Below are 18092 nucleotides of genomic sequence, written 5' to 3'. Positions count from 1 at the left end.
GTTTAAGAGGATTACATATTAATAGCTTACTATTGTACATATTCTCTTGGATTTAATTACTATTAATTTGAACTTTAAGTAGCAAAAGGGAGGAAATTATTCAATGGCTTACCAACCAAAATCTTATCGTAAGTTTTTAGCCGGTTCTGTTTCAGCTGCATTAGTAGCAACTGCAATCGGACCAGTAGCAGCTAGCGCTGCAAATGATTTCTCTGATGTTAGCTCTAGTTATTGGGCTCATGATGAGATTTCTGCATTAGCAAATGAAGGTATTATTAACGGGTTCCCTAACGGAACTTTCGGACCAGACTTAACATTAACTCGCGGTCAAGCTGCGAAATTATTCCAACGTGCTTTAGGCCTTGAAGTACCTGCAGATCTTAACTCTTTCTCTGATTTAGAAGGACATTCAGATCAAGAGCTTTTAGCAGCAGCTGCTGCAGTTAAAGCTGCTGGCATCTTCAAAGGAAGCAACGGTGAGTTCGGAGCTGAGGACGTATTAACTCGTGCTCAAATGGCTTCAGTTATCGTTCGTGCTTTCGGTTTAGAAGCTAACGACGTTGACGTTACATTAACTGACCTTGACACAATTGACGTTTCTCACAGAGATAACGTATCAGTATTATTCCAAAACGGAATTACTACTGGAAGAGATAACGGTACAATCTTTGACGGCGCTGACAGCGTAACTCGCGCTCAATTCGCTACATTCTTATACCGTGCATTAGGATATGATGTTGACCTAAGCGCTTCAGTAAAAGCAATCAACACTACTACTGTTGAAGTAATGTTTGAAGATGGTATTGAAGATATCGATGCTTTAGACTTCGCTATCGAAGGCTTAGAAGTTGAAAACGCAGCAATCAAACAAACTAACAGCAAAGTAGCTGTATTAACTACATCACCTCAAGAAGGTGGAGATGTATACACAGTAACAGTTAACGGCGAAGAAGTAGGAAGCTTCGAAGGTGTATCTGCAGTCGTTCCTACTGACATCGAAGTAGTATCTCACTCTATTCAAGGTATCGTAGGTAAAGAAGTAACTGTTGCAGCTGAAGTAACTGTAGCTGATGGAGAATCAAAAGCTGGTATTCCTGTTACATTCAACATCGCAGCTGATGGTAAATTCAACGATGCTCAAGTAGTGGAAGTATTCACTAACGAAGATGGTATTGCTGAATATTCTTACACTCAATACTCTGGTGGAGAAGACTACGTAACTGCTTACGCAACTGGTAACGCAGACCTTCGTTCTACAAGCGGAATGGTTTACTGGGGTGTAACAGAGCGCTTATCTATTACAGAGGTTAAAGAAGGTAACGCTTTAGATAACGGTGCTAAAAAAGTTTACAAAGTAAAAGCAACTACACCAAGTGGTGGTGCAGAAGCTGGTGAATATGTAAACATTACATTTGCTGAGAATGTAAATGTACATCCAGACGAAGCTGTTCGCTCAGTAACGGTTACTGACGCTTCTGTTGGAAAGAATTCATACCCTTACCAATATGTAGATGGTAAAGTAAATGAAGTACGTGTAAAACTTGATAGTAAAGGTGAAGCTACATTTACTATCACTGGTGACGACGCTGAAGTTACTCCTATCGTATTCTTTGATGGTGATTACGATGCAGACAATGATTGGACTGGAAACGATCGTTTAGATGCTACTGAGCTTCAAGCCGAAGCAGCAACTGTTACATTTGCTCATGAAGATGATGTTGAGTTGACTGTTGAATCTATCGGAACGAAATATGCATCAGAAAAATCTTTAGAAGGTGACGGTGGACGTGACTACAAAGTAACTGTCAAAGATGAAGATGGTGAGATTGTACCTAAAGGCACAAAAGTTTATGTTACTTTAGAAAAATTCGATGGTAACATTTGGATTAATGATGAAAAGTTTGATGAAGATGACAATCCTTATGTTAGACTAGTAACTGATGAAGATGGTGTAGCTGAATTCACATTAACTGGTAACCACGATAAGAGTAATGAAGAAGCTTATGCTGTCCCAACGGTTTATCTAGATAACGGTAAAGATGCATTTGAACTTGATTCAAGTGATTCTCAAGCTGAAGGTGAAATCGTATACTTCGGTGACGCAGTAATTGAAAATGCATCGTTAACAATTGACGGTTTTGATGAAGGTGATGTACTACCAACAGGAACGGAAGTTACTTTCGTATATACAGCATTAGATCAAAACAACAAACCTTATTTTGACGATGATACTGAGGATTTCATTGCTACATTTGATTTACACACAAACTTAAGTGGTTTTACAGTTGATGGACACGATTATACAGTAGGTCGTGAATCTGTTGATAAAGAAGCTGTTAATGGTGTGGCTAAAATTAAAGTAGTTGTAGATAGCCCAACTGATTTAGATGTATATGCATCAGCATCTCAAGTTTCATTACCGGATGATTCTACTTTTGTTGAATTTACTGATGAAAGACCACTTGGTGCTGTTCATACAGGTGTAGTTACAAAAGATGCATTTGATACAGATTACAACACTATTACATTTGATGGATATGATGCAGCACAGTATTCAGTAACTGGACTTTACTTCTTAGATAGCGGTGTTTATTTAGCAATAGATGAAGATGAGTTAATTGAGGTACTTGAAAATATCGATCCTGAAGATGAAATTACTGTAACTGCACGTGATGAAGATGAAGGTGTTTATGACCTTTACATCCAAGGAATTGATGATATCGTACCACCAACTCCAGATCCAGCAGCTGCATTTACTTCAGTAGTAGCTACAGATGACTCTGGTGATGGAGAAGTAGATACAGTTACTGTTACTTTCAATCATGAAGTAAAGGATAGCTCTGTATCAATTACAGACTTTGAAATTGAAAATGCAACTGTAACAAACTATTCAACTGGAGCAACTCCTAATGACGATACTGTAGTGTTAACAATCACTCCAGATGCAGGTTTTGAAACAGCTGCTTTAGGAACACTTACTATCGCTGATGGTGAATCTGTTGAATTTGATAACGGTGACCTTTTAGATGACACTGTAGATGCTGTAAATGTGGCTGATGATGTAAACCCATTATTTGAATCTGTTGCTTTATCAAGTTCAGTAGCTGCTACTTCATCTATTACTGGAGTTGGTAACGGCAATCTTGACCTTGTTCTTACTGATGCAAGTGTGGCTGGTGCATTTGGAAATAGTGTCACTTGGGAAATAACTGACTCAAGTTCAGGTGGTTTAACTGTAGCATTCGCTTCAGGAGTATTGTCAATTGACTTAGGTGGAGATACACCTACTTTCATTGACTTAGCTGCTGCAATTGATGCAACAGGAAGTGTTGATGCAGTTCTTAATGGTCAAACTGGTGACATTGTGAATGCTGCTGCTACTGGAACATTCTCTGGTGGATCAGACGTATTAACGTTAGCATTCTCTGAAAATGTAACTGTTGCAGATAATGGATTATCATTCGAAAATGGATCAGCTATTACTGTAACAGGATCTGTTACTGGTGGTAATGGTACTGATACAGTTCAATACACAATTACTGATGCGGATGCATTAGTTGAAACTGGAACTCCAGTAACTGTAACTGCTACTGATGTTGAAGATGCTGCAGGTAATGACGCTTCTGATACTCTAGATTTACAGTAATAAATACATTATTATTAAGTTTACTTGAAACAAGGAGCCTAAAGGCTCCTTGTTTTTTTATGCTATCTGGTTAATAATCACAAGAATGGATACAGTTTCTCAGTACTACTATTTATTATCAATTATACAAATATGGTTTAAATTTATAATGTTTTGGTAATAAGATGTTTACATAAAGGTGTACAAAACTAGGAATAGTATTTACAAGTACACATGGAAGTTGTATAAGGGATAAAAAGCAAAATCAAGGCTTCAAGTTAGAAATAAATGTCTAAATAGAAACGTTTTGAACTTTGCCTCTGAATAAGAAGGGAAACAATGGCAGAATAAATCGAAACTTAAATCATTTAAAAGAAATTGAACTTATTTTAGAAATATAAGTTTATACTGTAAGCAAAAAGAATGACCTTAAAAAGTGATATTTACAAAAATCATAAGTAATGTTTGATGAGAAAGAATAGAAAGTAATAGAGATAACGAATGATATCTCTTTTAAATTAGTTTATTACTTAACTACATAAGGTTGTCTAATGATTTTTTTTCTAAAATGACCTATTAAATAGTGCAAATACTATATCTCAAAAAATTTTAACACTCATTTTACTCTGATATCTTACTGCTATATCTAGATAATAATTCTGTTATGATCTATATAAGACTAATATTTTTACTATAGTTAGAATCTGAATGCAACTCAAATTCTAAAAACTTAAGTATTAAAATACATAAGTGGAATTTTATTACATAAAAAAAGTATCGGTTTTGAAATAATTTTGTATATCCTTCGTAACTCTATCGTAAAATATTCATGCTACAATCATAAAAATAACGAATATATATGAGGAGTCGAATCATATGAAAAAAAATTTCATTTTGATTTTTGCTATAATTCTTATTTTGTTCTCCATCCTTACAGCATGCTCAGGAAATAATACAAGCGACAAACTAGAGGGGGTAGATAATAGTGTAAAGGACATGCTTTTAAATCATGAAGCATCAAGTGGCGAAGATTTTCTTGCTCTTTTTGACAAAAACTTTGCTACTGTCTCAGCAGAACAAGCAAATGAAGAAGGCACTGTTTGGCGCCTGACTGGGAACTACGAGGGAAAAGATTATCAATTTATATTAAGTGAAGAAGAACTCAAGCTAGAAAAAAGTAAGGATGAACAGGCTGAGGCTTGGAGTCCAGTAACAGAAGAAGACTACGATCTCTTGTTAAATCAATTTACATCAGAATAACTCCATCAAAAGAAGGAAGCACAGAGGGGAAAACTCTCTGTGTTTTTTATGCTGACTAGGTCAATAAACCTAACGATCATGCCTTTTGGCTCATATTACTTCATATACATTGCCATCATAGGAAAACTTTGCTACTCTATTAATAATGGAGTGGATTCTCCAATTCATCCATTAGCCAGTATTAAACAGACAACCTTTAGTCAAATGTATTTTTTATTAGTAAGTTTAATTAATAGATTAGTAATTAGTCTTTTACTTATACCTTATATATAAAACATAGTTACTGTTCGATAGGGGGATTAACTAGATGGTCATGTTTTCATCAGCACCTTTAGATGGTGTCATATCTAATAATGGAATGTATGTAAGCAGTAATGAAAACAGTACAGGGCAAACAGAATGGAAGCAAGTCTTTGATGATGAGGCGCGTAAGATTAACCCGCTGTTTGATGTAAAGGTGCAGCGTAATGATTTAATACTAGACTCTATTCAAAATAACGATTGGTCTAAGTACTATGATTTTCAAGCTAAGCAACATCCAGCTTGGTATGAAACGGTGAATGGACAGGCTACACCAAACAAAGTTTATTATGGGATGCTTATAGAAAATAATATACAAACGATAAAGGAAGCAGAATTAGCTGGAGATAGAGAAAAGGCTGCTAACTTTCAAAAGAATTTAGAAGAAAATATAGAAAAGTTTAATAATGCACCAGGTGTCGTACCATACATCGTTGGCTTAAACAACACTAGCTATATAGCCTCTAAATACGGTGTTGCTGAACCGAGTGATGATTTCTTTGATAGCAAATGGAATTCCCCGCTCGTCGTATCACAAGGTAAGTTTGAACAAAATATGTGGTATGATAATGCGTATATTGCTGAGAACACGGAAATGAAAAATCATCTAGAAACATTGGTTGCAGGAACATTTCCTACAAGCCAAGGTATTACTGAGCCAGCAGAAATAATTGCAGCTAGCGTAACGGAAACAGACTTAGTTAATTCTCAACCTGTTGAAGATGATGTAGAATTATCACCTGTAGATATTATTGAAGATACAACTGAAGAAGTAGTATTACAAAATTTATTACAACAAAAGCTACAATACAAGCCGAGCTTTGATTACGTCAAGGAACTTTACGAGCAAGGAATATAGTAAATCTCTAATAAATTGAATGAGAATATGGAAAGATAGAGGGGTTCTGCCTTCTATCTTTTTTTATTATAAATACTACTTATAAGCAAGGATGTGTACTATGTGCTTTTATTACTAGCAAATAGTCTGAAAGGTCCTTGAAATTCCATTAATATGAATAAATTGTAAAAATAGAACTACAAAAACTCTAAAATATGGTAAATTATATATATACTATATAAGGAGGTAAACGATGAGTAGATTAACTGAAATGATTTTAGGTATTCTTGGTGGATTACTAGGGTTTGGCGGTGCATTTTTAGCTTTGTTCATTGGAACAGTAGACGAAGTAGTTTCTGGATCTAGTGAAATTAGTAGTTTAGGTGTTAGTGCATTTTTGTTTAGTGCGCTTGCAATTATTGGTGCAATTGTCGTAAAATTTAAAGCAAAATTGGGCGGAGGCCTCATGTTAATTAGTGGAATTGCAATTTTAGTTTCTATTAGTTTATTTGGAGTTATTCCAGCTTTATTTCTTATTCCTGCAGGCTTAATGGGTATTTTAAGAAAATCAAAAAGTCCAAATGTAGCTGTATAAGATACATACAATTAACAAACTATTATCAACTTCACAAATGTTAGTTCTTCAATCTTAGAATCTACATAAAACTCTCCTATGTCTAAACAACTTAGACTCCGTTTCTATATCTAATTAGTGTTCTAATTCTTTCATAGTAACTAGTTAATATTATATATTTACAAAGCGAATTTTATAAGCGTAGAAGTATTTGTTTATAGGTCCTCTATTGATGTGTTCGTATTGATTCCAATCTGCAAAAGTTATGGGATTTGGATAATGATACGAAAATATTGATTGATGAGACCTTTTTCTTGTGAAAAATGTCAATTTTAGCGATATTAGTATTCTATGATTTTGAAAGCCGCAAGATGAAAGATTGTATCCAAAGTTTATTAATATATGAAAAACACCCTAGAACAAGGCTAAACCTCACATACTAGGGTGTTGCTCATTACTTACCAGTATTAAGAAATGTCGTCAGTGCTCTTCTGACCTTTCTCATCTTCAATTACTACTTCAATATTATTAATTGTGTTGTTATTTTTATCAGTGATTGGGTTTGTTTGCTCCACAAATTCACCTATAAGCTCCACAGGGTCGTTTCCGTCGAATTTAACAACGAGGTAAACTACTTCGTCAACGACTGAAGCCGACTCGACCTCGTATTTTCCTCCACCAACTTCAAATGATAACCTAGATAGTGTGTCTTCGTCCATATTCTCAGTGAAGGTCATGCTAATGATAGCCTTGTTATTATGACCTTGATAATCATGAACATACACTTCTGCTTTATCATCATCAAATGCTATTTCAGGTGATATGCGATCCTGGACGAGCTCATCATTAATTTCTATCGTTTGTCCGAAACGGTTTGTTGTGTAAGGATCATCAATCGTTGTAATATAGATTTTATCATCATCAATTTTGGCATCATGATCCAACTTATCATAATCTTCTAACATAATCGTTAACACCGTTTCATCATCTTCCATCTCGATGTCGTAATCATCGATATCAAGAATTTCGCTTGCATCAGCATTATGATTTCCATTCTTATCTACATATATTTCAAAGTCATATATGTCAAAGTCATAGAGTGGTTCATCAAATGTCACTTGAATCGTGTCAGTCTTTAGCGCGACAATTTCTTCATTACCAGTAGAAAAGCTCTCTTCAGAATCCAACTCAATTTCGTTGGTTAAGCTTGCTGTCCGTACACCATTATTATTTGCGACCATGGCAACAGATAACGTAACTTTATTGACATAGTTCATATAAATATCGTCAAATATGTCATCTAAAAAGTTTTCATACGCCTCTGATAATATCCCTGTTCTTTTAATTACAATTTCCAGCATTTTGCCACTATCATAAGGGTTTGTGCTTATTTTTACATTGCTCTCATCATCTAAATCATCTAATAGCACAGAATCGTTATTATACGCTAATTCGTATTTGCTTAAATCTTCAATTGAGTATTGTCCTGTTGTAGCCATTCTTTCATTGAAATCAATGACGAAGTATAGCGCATCATCATCTACGAATACATTTGCTGTAAAGTCTTCTGGTGGCACTTCACTGCCAGCTTCAAACGTATATTTGTTTTCATCTAATTCATTTTCAAATAAATCTTCAATATCGTAAGCTTTTAACGTGTATTCAGCTTTCGGTAATTCTCCGTAGCGAGTATCTAACGTAATGATAAACGTTTGATCATCATATGCATCTTCTTCAACTTCAACCCTCTTAATGAATAAATCATTGTCATCATCATCATAAATTGAGAAGTTCTCCGTGTCTAAAGCTGTGTCTGTATTTACTGGTTCAGAGAACGTAACGAGTAACTGGACGTAGCTAGTAGAAGCTTCCTCTTCACTAATCATCTTTACATTCTCGATAATAGGTGATGTTTCATCATCACTTAATGAAATTGACTCAACAATAGAACCATTCGGATTGCCCCATAAGTCATAAATGGCATATGAATCAACGAAGATTTCTGTGTCACCTTCAATTAAATCATTCTGACCAAAGATGACGACAATTTCTCTTTCATTTTTTTGATAGACTGTTTGTGCTTCGTGTGAACGATTCGTATGGTAGAAGCTTTCTTCGAAGTCTCTGTCTTCATCATCAAGCTGGATGTCTTTGTTAAAGACAAGTGTAAATTGGTTAGGCTGAATATTCGTCACTCGCTCTAATGTAGGGTCTGTATTGTCATAATCAACGTCAAACTCAAATGTTGAGCTTTTTACTTGATACTTCCCATAATCAAATAATTGATCAACTAGTGTTAACGTATGATCGCCTTCTTTAATCGTTGAATATAGCTCGATATTGACAGCTTTACCATGATCAGTAACGGTCATCGACTTTATTGAATATTTGTCATCGTCAATTTCAAATGCTGATTTGATGTCTCTGTTAGTAATCTCTTCTCCATGCAATGCATCAAAATCCATTGCTTCAGAGAAGCTCACTTTAATGTTTCGTTTGCTGATGGCAGTCACGTCAACAACTTCAGGTACCGTTGTGTCTAGAAACTCAACTCTTTCTCCATGTTCTTCTCCTGTAATCGTTTCATCAACAGTGACGTAAACGTCTGAGTTATTTTGTTGTACCTCGTCAAGCGTAATAATAATTTTGTCTTTATCAGCTCTAATTTGAGCGATCTCAATGTTATCATCCCGGTCATCAACGATGTCGTAATAACGCATATTTTCCACGATGTCACTATTATATCGATCATGATTTAAATCGATTTCTATTTGGCGTAAATTCGGTGCAGTAATATCTTTAATTGCTAACGGACCATCTTCAATAACAACCGTTGTATAGACCTTTTTATCGACGCCTGACACTGAACCAATTAGTTCGTAGACTCCTGGTTTCGTAAAGTCAAAGTCTTTGTCATTCCAACTAACTGCTGCTTCTTCTGTTTTACCGTCATAGTATGAAACTTGAACAGTGTCTGGTAAGACGACTTCTTCACTAATATCAAACGTCATGTCAGGTACAGCTTCTACAGATTCTATTCTGAACATGGAACGATACATAAATGCTGCAAATTGTCCACGTTTAACGGCTTCTGCAGGAGCGTATCTACCATCATCTTTACCTGTCGTAATGCCATTTTGGAACAGCACTTTAACAGCGTCAACGTATTCTGAACCGACTGTATGTAAATCTGTTAACGTAACATTGACATCAGGAATTGACTTTAAATTAAACGCCTTCACAAGCCACATCGCCATTACATCTCTCGTTAGCGGTGCACCTGCGTTAAATACGTTATCTCCATCCTCTTTTAAGAGGTTAGCACTTTTCATAGCTGCGACATAATCTGCGAATTCAGAGCCTGGCTGAATATCTGTATAGTCTGCAATTAGCTCGTCGACATTATTAGGAATATCGATGTCGAGCGCGCGGGTGAAAAGCTTTGCTGCTTGTCCTCTTGATAACGATTGATATGGCTTAAATGTACCATCAGGATAGCCTGTAATGATTCCTTTTTCGACAAATGTTTGGACTTCTGTGTAAAAGGTTTCTCCTGCTTTTAAATCAGTAAAGTTTGTTTTGGCATGTATAGCAGCTGGAGTCGCTACACTTGCGACAAGGGCAGCAGAAATAGCTGAAGCGAGAAATTTCTTATTATTCAAATGGAAATACCTCCTTATATTTCGTTATAAACTATTAATTACCAATTTAAGAATACTATAAATCTAGCATGAATAAAAGGAATCTCATAGGTTTTTAGACAAAATTCTAGTGCTTTTTAGCCGTTAAAAATGTCGCATGCTGTCACGGTGCTGACTAGTGAATTGAAAAATACACATGGCTGTTCGATGCATTTGTTTTTCTAGTATATAATGTGACTCTTTCATCTGTAGCTGCTGGTCATTCGTAAACGTAATAATCGACTGAATATCAGTTTTTGTGGATGATGTATAAGGTTGGATTTGTTTGATGTAGTGGTGAAAAATCCAGCTGTTTTCAAAGCGTTGTGGGGATTGCGTAGGAAAAGCGAATATATGTTTTTGCGGGTTAACTGGTATTGGAACCTTTTGCCTTGAGCCAGTGAGATGTGTCATAGCGGTACGTCTTCCTTCATAAGTAGCACCTCCGTCTAAGCAGGCTGCTTTGACGAGCTGTAATGGTGTTTTAGCGATAACTATTTGTCGCTGTTGCTCGTAAACAATGGTGTCATAGTCACAATGAGTAGCTGGTAATAGTACCATTGTACTTTGATTGATCTCATAATCTAGCAATACTTTTTCCATAGGAAATGACACTCCTTTATTGAGGATAATAGTAGATAGGGGAAAATGCACGAGTTTAATCATGTGGACAGAGTGGGGAGGACGGGGATGGTTACTTCTTATTTTGCTTTATCGCTTTTAGTTCTTCAGTAACTTGTTCAAAAAGGCTGTCAACACTCATATCTAGACCTTTATGAAGCTTATAAAGGGTAAATGTCGTCGGAATCTTTTCACCACGTTCTATTTTTCCTAGATTTTTATCATCAAGGCCTGTAATTTCCGCTAGATCCTCTAGTGTTAACTTCTTACTAAATCTTCTTAATCTAACATACTTACCAACAGCTTTTCCAAAAATCTCTCGTTCTTCCAAGTGCTTCTCTCCTTTTTTAAAACTATTATCAAATGGAAAAATGAGAGAGTACACTTCCTGTAAGACTCTAAATGTAAATAACTAGGAAAAAGAGAAATGTTTTTTTATCAAGGTTGTTTTTGCATTGCTGGTTGTTACTCGTATGAAGAAAAATGCACGTATAGCGTTCACGACATACATCCATTCTCCTTAAAAACATATAGTACAAATTTGTTAAAAATAGCAAGACTTATAAAAAGCTGTTTTGGCTTTGTTGTTTTCCTAAAAAACCTAACCACAAATCTTTTCTTCTTTAAGACTATGACAGTCATATAAAACACCTCGGGTACTTAAATAAAAGTGAAGAAAGCAATGAAGTTTACAAAATGAGCCTTTATAAATGGATAAAAGGCTCCTCGTTAATATGCATTAAAACGTGGTTTAAAGCGATTTTTAGCGTTTTAATATATGTCTGAGTAAAAAAATAACAAAAAATTGAAAAATATACTTGAAAGTGACGGTATTGTCACTTATAATAAATGACAAGGTTGTCACTTAGTGACGGTGTTGTCACTTTATAATAAATATTAGGGGGATTTTAACAATGGAAGCTACAAAGCAAAACAGTTTGTTAAAAAATAAGCAATACGTATATTTGATTGCGTCACAGCTCGTATCAAGCTTTGGGGACTGGTTAGACGTTCTTGCGTTAATGGCTTTAGTCGGATTGAAGTGGGAGGTATCACCATTACAAATGGCTGGTGTCATGCTCAGTATGGCATTGCCGATGATCTTGTTCGGTCCATTAGCTGGTGTGTTCGCAGATCGTTTTGACCGGAAGAAAATGATGATAATATCAGATATCGTTCGCTGTCTCGTTGTCATTGGTTTCGTCTTTGTTACAAGTCTTTGGCAAGTATATGTTTTATTATTTATTAAAGGGGCTTTTAGTAGTTTATTTGTACCAGCGAAAAACGGTAAGCTGAAGGAAATTGTAGATGATGAACAAATGCAGCAGGCAATGGGGATTAGTGGCATGATTGATAATGGAAGTAAAATTGTTGGACCGATGATCAGTGGTGTTCTTGTGTCAACGGCTGGTATCTACTGGGCATTTTATATTGATGCGGCAACATTTATTGTATCTGCATTATTACTTATCGGTATCAAAAAAAGTACTTACGAGAAGGTTGAAGCTAAGCCTGCTGAACAAAAGGTTGCGTTTTTCAGCCAACTGAAGGAAGGTTTCCAATTTCTAAAAGGTTTTCCAAGTTTGTTATTTGGTCTAATCGTGCTAAGTCTGTCACTATTCGTGCTACAAATTGCAGATTCGCAGCTCGTCATTTTATTTCGCGATATAGATGGTAATACGATTGATCTACTAGGCTATTGTATGGCTGCGAGTGGAGCGGGAATGTTCATCGTATCAGCGATTCTTACGCGGAAAAAGAAGTCATTACCGATCAATTTTGCGATTGCAATAGGTGCGACTATTCTGGGCTTATGCTTTGCAGTGCTTCCGTTACTCATTCATTTACCAGCATCAATGATTATGGTTATCTTTCCGATCTTATTCTTTATTGCTGGTACATCAGCAGGAATCATTATCATTTCATTTAACGTTGGCGCTCAAAAAGCGACTCCTGTACAATTAAGTGGTAGAGTGTTTGGAACGATTAATAGTATGACGACGTTTGCCGCACTCATCGGTATGGCTATGGGTGGGCTGTTAGCTGAAGCATTTGGTGTAGTTAGTGCAATTCTTCTGTCAGGAAGCCTATTAACAGTTGTAGGAATCGCGACATTTATCATAACAAGATTTTTAGAAAGAGGGGATCGAGTTGCCAAAGGTCACGGACGATTACAAGGAGAGACGACGTCGTGAAATATTGGACGTAGCAGAAAAGGTATTTTGTGAAAAAGGGTTTGGGTCAACGACGATGACTGATATCGTTAATGAGACGGAATTTAGTCGCGGAGGAGTATATAAATATTTTTCTAGCACTGATGAAATGTTCCAAGCCATTATGGACGACAGAGATAAGAGATTTAGCGCATACGTTAATCAACTTGCAAGTGACAATGAAACGATATGGCAAGCTCTGTGCAATTATCTAAATGAGTTCGAAGGCAATTTGAAAAGTCTTAAAAGCGAATTCGGCATGGTTCAATCTGAGTATTTTATTATGAGCTCGAGATACAAGGAAAGAGGCCCATTTTTACAAATAAGAGTGGATAGAAATATGAAAGTGTTAGAAGACTTTTTACAAATAGGTGTCGACGCAGGTGAATTCAAACCAATACAACCTTTACAGGCAATTGTACTCTTTCTTAGCAATATTACAGACGGCTTATACTTAAATACACATATGGTTGGCTATGAAAGAGCACATATCGTTGAGCAATTTGAAGGCTTGAAAATGTATCTTACACAAGCGTTAGGAGTTACGAAGAACTAGTTTGGGTACTGGGAAGTGTTATTGTCACTAACCGAGGAGATCGAATATAAGTAAAATATTTCGGGAATTCATGAAGAAAATGATATAAATGGTGAAGCTAAGAGCAATGTGAATAGGCATATGCTCTTTTTCGCGTGTTCTACTGAATGATGGTTAAATAAAGGTATGCGGGTAATTGTTAATATGCATATACTGGTAAAAACTGTTTATATATATGTGGAACTTTTCTATATTCTTGACGTCTAATCATTGTAGGTAGGGAGTGAATGATGTGCGGAAATTACTTGTTTCTGGAATATTGATGTTATTATTATTCGGTTGCAACAACATAGAGGATGGCATGAACGTGATAGCAAGTGAAAAGGTTTTACCAACAAATTTTCAAGAAATTGCTTTTGAAAGACAAGAAACGCCTTACAGTGATTATTTAGTGAGCAAAGTCGTTAATGAATCAGACTTTGAAGAAGCATGGGATTTATTTAATTTTGAAGATGATATGCCACTTGTAGACTTTAACGAGAAGGCGGTTTTTTTCATTGGACTTCATGAGTCTGGTTCTTGTCCATACAACATAAAAAGAATGAAGCAAAGCTCTAATAACAAATCGATCACAGTTTCTTTATCTTCAATGAAGGGGCCTTGTACGAGTGATGCAACTCCGAGAACATTTGTTATTGAAATTGATAAAGAAATCGCAAAAGAATTAGAGAGTGTTATTATTGTTGAAGGTAGAGTAGAAACAAACGTACCATTAACAAAAAACTTATAAAAAAAAAGATTTATGACCGTAAAGTAGCGTAGTGCTTTTTCACTGGCCATAAGTCTATTATCACACATCCATTATGTTGAAATAATAGTATGTGGAAATTCAAGCAATGCGTTCACATCATTTTGCTACAATCAAAAGGATGCTACATAAATAGATTTAATTTATCATGAAACGACAAAAAACTTCAATAAGGTCGTTCATTGACGAGAGCAGTGCTATTATGGCGATTGCTCTCTTTTTGTTTGCTTTGAGAAACTACTTTTACACTTTGGTGCGTTAACACAATAATGTTGTGAATGAGAGAAATAATGAATTTATATACAAAGATAGAATGGGTTAATCACCTTGTTTTGAAGGATCAAAACGTTTGTCCAGTATATCTATTATTGATCTAGTATCAAACTATTTGACTATAAAAATAACACGGAAAAATGTATATTCATGTCTTTATAGGAGGAATTATTCAATTATGGCAAAATGTATTGAACTAATATTTTGAATTTTGTAAAGTTTACATGTGGGCTAATTTTGTAGAAAGTTTTACAACTTTTTATGGTTCCAGATACGCTTGCAACTTTTATTCATATTTTTCACATTTGATTACTTTGTAAAATCCTTTGAAGGGGCTCACTAAAAAAAGAGAAAAGAGGAGAAAAATGAAAAAGAACAGAAAAATTGTTTCATCAGCACTAGCAACAGGATTAGCACTAAGTACGTTACTCGTTCCAGCAACAGGCACTGCATCAGTAGAGGTAAAATCAGAAAAAGTGTCTAAAGAACAGAAGGAGAAGACAAAGCAGCAACAGAAGCTAGATAAGCTACGTGAAAAAACAACAAAACAAAACGGGAAATTTAAAGTGTCATGGGATGAAAAGAAAGGCATTCCACGCCACGTATCTGGTAAACTATCAGATAAAAATGCCGATATTTCAAGTTTCCTCGAAGAGAATAAGGATGTATTTAATGTCGAGGCTGGGGAGTTTAATATTAACGATGTAGCAACAGATGATATTGGGATGACTCATTATCGTACACAGCTAACTGTTGACGGTATTCCTGTATATGGGGCAGAGCTTCTCGTTCATACTGATGCTAACGGTGTTGTCACAGCTATGAATGGGCAAGTTGAGCCAAAGCTTGAGAATAAAAAATGGAGTAATTCTGTTAAACTTTCACAAGCTGATGCCATTCAGGTAGCTGAAGCAAGCTTAAGCTTCACACCTGATGCAAATACGTATACGACTGAACCAGCTTCCGACCTTTATGTATATAAGCATGAAAACAAATGGATGCCAGTTTATATAGTAGAATTACAGTTCCTTGAGCCATATATTGGACGTGAATTTTTCTTCATTGATGCGAAGAAAGGTGATGTGTTGAGGTCGTTTAACCAAATACAACATGCAGAAACGACTGGCACAGGAACAGGTGTATTAGGTGATACGAAAACAATTAATACGTTTGAACAGAATGGAACATATTATCTATCTGATCGCACGAAGGCAAGTGGCAGAATTGAAACGTATGATGCTGGGGATCAATGGGCGACTGGTACACTTGTATCAGATAGTGATAACAATTTCAACTCCTCTCGTCAAAAAGCAGCAGTAGATGCACATTTTTATGCTGGCGTTGTCTATGATTACTTTAAGAATGAGCATAACCGTAACAGCTACGACGATCAAGGTAGTGATGTTATTTCAAGTGTTCACGTTCGTGACCCAGATGCATTAAATCGACCGTGGAATAATGCGGCATGGGTTGGTACTCAAATGGTGTACGGAGATGGAGATGGCACAACATTTACAGCGCTGTCAGGATCATTAGACGTCGTTGCCCATGAGTTAACACATGCGGTAACTGATTTTTCAGCTGATTTAGTATATGAGTTTGAGCCTGGTGCTTTAAACGAATCATTCTCTGATGTGTTTGGTGTTATTGTCGAGGCTGGTTATGAAGGCTCAGTAGACTGGTTATTAGGTGAGGATGTATATACGCCTAATATAAGTGGCGATGCGTTAAGAAGTATTTCAAATCCTACGCTATACAATCAGCCTGCTCACTATGATGATTTCGTCGTTTTACCAAATACTCCACAAGGCGACTGGGGTGGCGTTCACATCAATAGTGGAATCCCTAACAAAGCCTTCTATAATATAGCGACAACGATAGGACTTGATAAATCAGGAGATATTTATTACCGTGCGTTAACAAGATATTTAACGTCACAATCTCAGTTTATCGATGCGCGTAACGCATTGTTACAATCAGCTGCTGACTTATTCGGTGAGGGTGGTACAGAATATAACGCAGTTGCTGATGGCTTTTCAGCAGTTGGAATCGGCGGCGATATTATTGTAGACCCTGATGACACATTTGAACCAAATGATTCATTAAGTGAGGCTCACAGCATAGTAAGTGGTGACACATACACTTCTTATATTTCTTCAGCAAATGACGAAGATTTCTATACGTTCACAACTGGTGGTGCTGGAGACATCACTGTTGACTTAACGAATGTTCCTAAGGATTACGATTTGTATTTACTAAATGCTAGCGGTTCAACTGTAGCTCAATCTGAAAACGCTAGAACATCAAACGAGAATATTACCTTCTCAGCTTCTGGAGCTGAAACATTCTATGTGAAAGTCATTGGTTACAACGGCGCGAATAGCACAAGCCCGTATTCATTAAGTGCAACATTCCCAGGAGATACGACTTCTCAAGGTGAATGGTTCTATGAAAATATGAGCTACGATACACCACATCCATATTCAAACAATTTCACAGATACATTTACGTATCAAAAAGCGGGTGCTGAACAAGTAGCCATCCACTTCTCAGCATTTGAAACAGAAGCAAGATATGATTTTGTTCATATTACAGACGGAACTGGTGCAACTGTAGCATCATATGACGGTGCGCAAAATGCATTTTGGGTTGTAGTTGATGGTGATGAAATTAATGCAACATTAGATACAGATTTCAGTATTACGGCGTACGGCTATACAATTGATCAAGTTGGTTACTTCAGCGACACACCACTAGTACAAGGATTTGACCAAGAAGCAACAGAAGCATTTTATGATGAAATAGAAGAAGCAGATAAGCCTGATCCAGATGCTTACGTTGCGCCTGTACGTGAGGAAAAAGAAGAAATAAGTGAAGGCGAAGAAAGTGGCGAAGATACTGGTGAAGAGAGCAGTGAAGAAGTAGGAAATGAAAATAGCGAGGAAGAAGAAAGCAGTGAAGAAGTAGGCAACGAAGATGAAGAGGGAACAGAGGAAGAAGAGGAAGAAGAGGAAGAAGGAGCAGATGAAGGCGCAGGAGAAGGAACTGGCGGAGGAAACTAAGGTTAATAAAAATAGAGCTAGGTATATACCTTTTCTACTATTGACAACTTGAATAAGTTGGCGGTTGGTAAGCCGTTTACTCAAAGAGGCTGGGACATAACTAGCCTCAAAAAGTGAAAAAGGTGAATTTGAGCGAGCTCAGATTCACCTTTTTCTATTTAGAGTGGTAGTGCCTCTATTATCTTATTTGTTGGCAGTGAGTTTTCTTAGATTCACTGCCATTAACGCGAGGCCAATTTCGTTTTCTACCTTCGATTTTCCACGTACAGAAAATCGAGAGAAACACAAATTCGCCTTCAAAAA

At 36.3% G+C, this 18092-nt stretch carries 11 protein-coding genes; 8 read left to right on the top strand and 3 right to left on the bottom strand.

What is annotated here, in order from left to right; genetic code table 11:
• Positions 1-103 precede the first annotated feature (103 nt).
• The 4 genes from ACSVDA_RS07285 (at position 104) to ACSVDA_RS07270 (ending at position 6618) form a co-directional block, all read left to right on the top strand.
• Positions 104-3646 carry an S-layer homology domain-containing protein gene (locus ACSVDA_RS07285; protein ID WP_485882050.1) on the top strand — a complete coding sequence of 1181 codons (3543 nt, stop codon included), beginning with the start codon at positions 104-106 and terminating at the stop codon, positions 3644-3646.
• An 855-nt stretch (positions 3647-4501) separates the two neighbouring features.
• Positions 4502-4885: a hypothetical protein gene (locus ACSVDA_RS07280; protein ID WP_485882048.1), complete on the top strand. Its 384-nt coding sequence runs from the start codon at positions 4502-4504 to the stop codon at positions 4883-4885.
• 307 nt (positions 4886-5192) lie between these two features.
• Positions 5193-6044: a hypothetical protein gene (locus ACSVDA_RS07275; protein WP_485882046.1), complete on the top strand. Its 852-nt coding sequence runs from the start codon at positions 5193-5195 to the stop codon at positions 6042-6044.
• 232 nt (positions 6045-6276) lie between these two features.
• Positions 6277-6618, top strand: coding sequence for a hypothetical protein (locus ACSVDA_RS07270; RefSeq protein WP_485882044.1), 342 nt, complete (start codon positions 6277-6279; stop codon positions 6616-6618).
• A gap of 446 nt (positions 6619-7064) precedes the next feature.
• On the opposite strand, the gene ACSVDA_RS07265 is transcribed toward ACSVDA_RS07270, so the two are convergent.
• The 3 genes from ACSVDA_RS07265 to ACSVDA_RS07255 all read right to left on the bottom strand — a co-directional run bounded on the left by ACSVDA_RS07265 (position 7065) and on the right by ACSVDA_RS07255 (position 11229).
• On the bottom strand, positions 7065-10259 hold the full coding sequence (locus ACSVDA_RS07265; RefSeq protein WP_485882042.1) for an S-layer homology domain-containing protein: 3195 nt from the start codon (positions 10257-10259) through the stop codon (positions 7065-7067).
• A 123-nt stretch (positions 10260-10382) separates the two neighbouring features.
• Positions 10383-10880 carry a competence protein ComK gene (locus tag ACSVDA_RS07260; RefSeq protein WP_485882040.1) on the bottom strand — a complete coding sequence of 166 codons (498 nt, stop codon included), beginning with the start codon at positions 10878-10880 and terminating at the stop codon, positions 10383-10385.
• Positions 10881-10971: 91 nt separating this feature from the next.
• Positions 10972-11229, bottom strand: a complete 258-nt coding sequence (locus tag ACSVDA_RS07255; protein ID WP_485882038.1) for a helix-turn-helix domain-containing protein — start codon at positions 11227-11229, stop codon at positions 10972-10974.
• 583 nt (positions 11230-11812) lie between these two features.
• On the opposite strand from ACSVDA_RS07255, the gene ACSVDA_RS07250 reads away from it, so the two are divergent.
• The 4 genes from ACSVDA_RS07250 to ACSVDA_RS07235 all read left to right on the top strand — a co-directional run bounded on the left by ACSVDA_RS07250 (position 11813) and on the right by ACSVDA_RS07235 (position 17789).
• On the top strand, positions 11813-13093 hold the full coding sequence (locus ACSVDA_RS07250) for an MFS transporter (protein ID WP_485882036.1): 1281 nt from the start codon (positions 11813-11815) through the stop codon (positions 13091-13093).
• On the top strand, positions 13050-13667 hold the full coding sequence (locus ACSVDA_RS07245) for a TetR/AcrR family transcriptional regulator (RefSeq protein WP_485882035.1): 618 nt from the start codon (positions 13050-13052) through the stop codon (positions 13665-13667). Before ACSVDA_RS07250 ends, ACSVDA_RS07245 begins: the two co-directional genes overlap by 44 nt.
• A gap of 271 nt (positions 13668-13938) precedes the next feature.
• Positions 13939-14436 carry a hypothetical protein gene (locus ACSVDA_RS07240; protein WP_485882033.1) on the top strand — a complete coding sequence of 166 codons (498 nt, stop codon included), beginning with the start codon at positions 13939-13941 and terminating at the stop codon, positions 14434-14436.
• Between the two features lie 656 nt (positions 14437-15092).
• Entirely contained in the window at positions 15093-17789 is a 2697-nt protein-coding gene (locus tag ACSVDA_RS07235; RefSeq protein WP_485882032.1) for a M4 family metallopeptidase, read from the top strand.
• Positions 17790-18092 lie beyond the last annotated feature (303 nt).

Origin of the sequence: Cytobacillus sp. Hm23, assembly GCF_051842895.1 — a bacterium.
Lineage (GTDB): Bacteria > Bacillota > Bacilli > Bacillales > SM2101 > Nanhaiella.
This window is presented reverse-complemented; position numbering and strand designations above follow the sequence as displayed.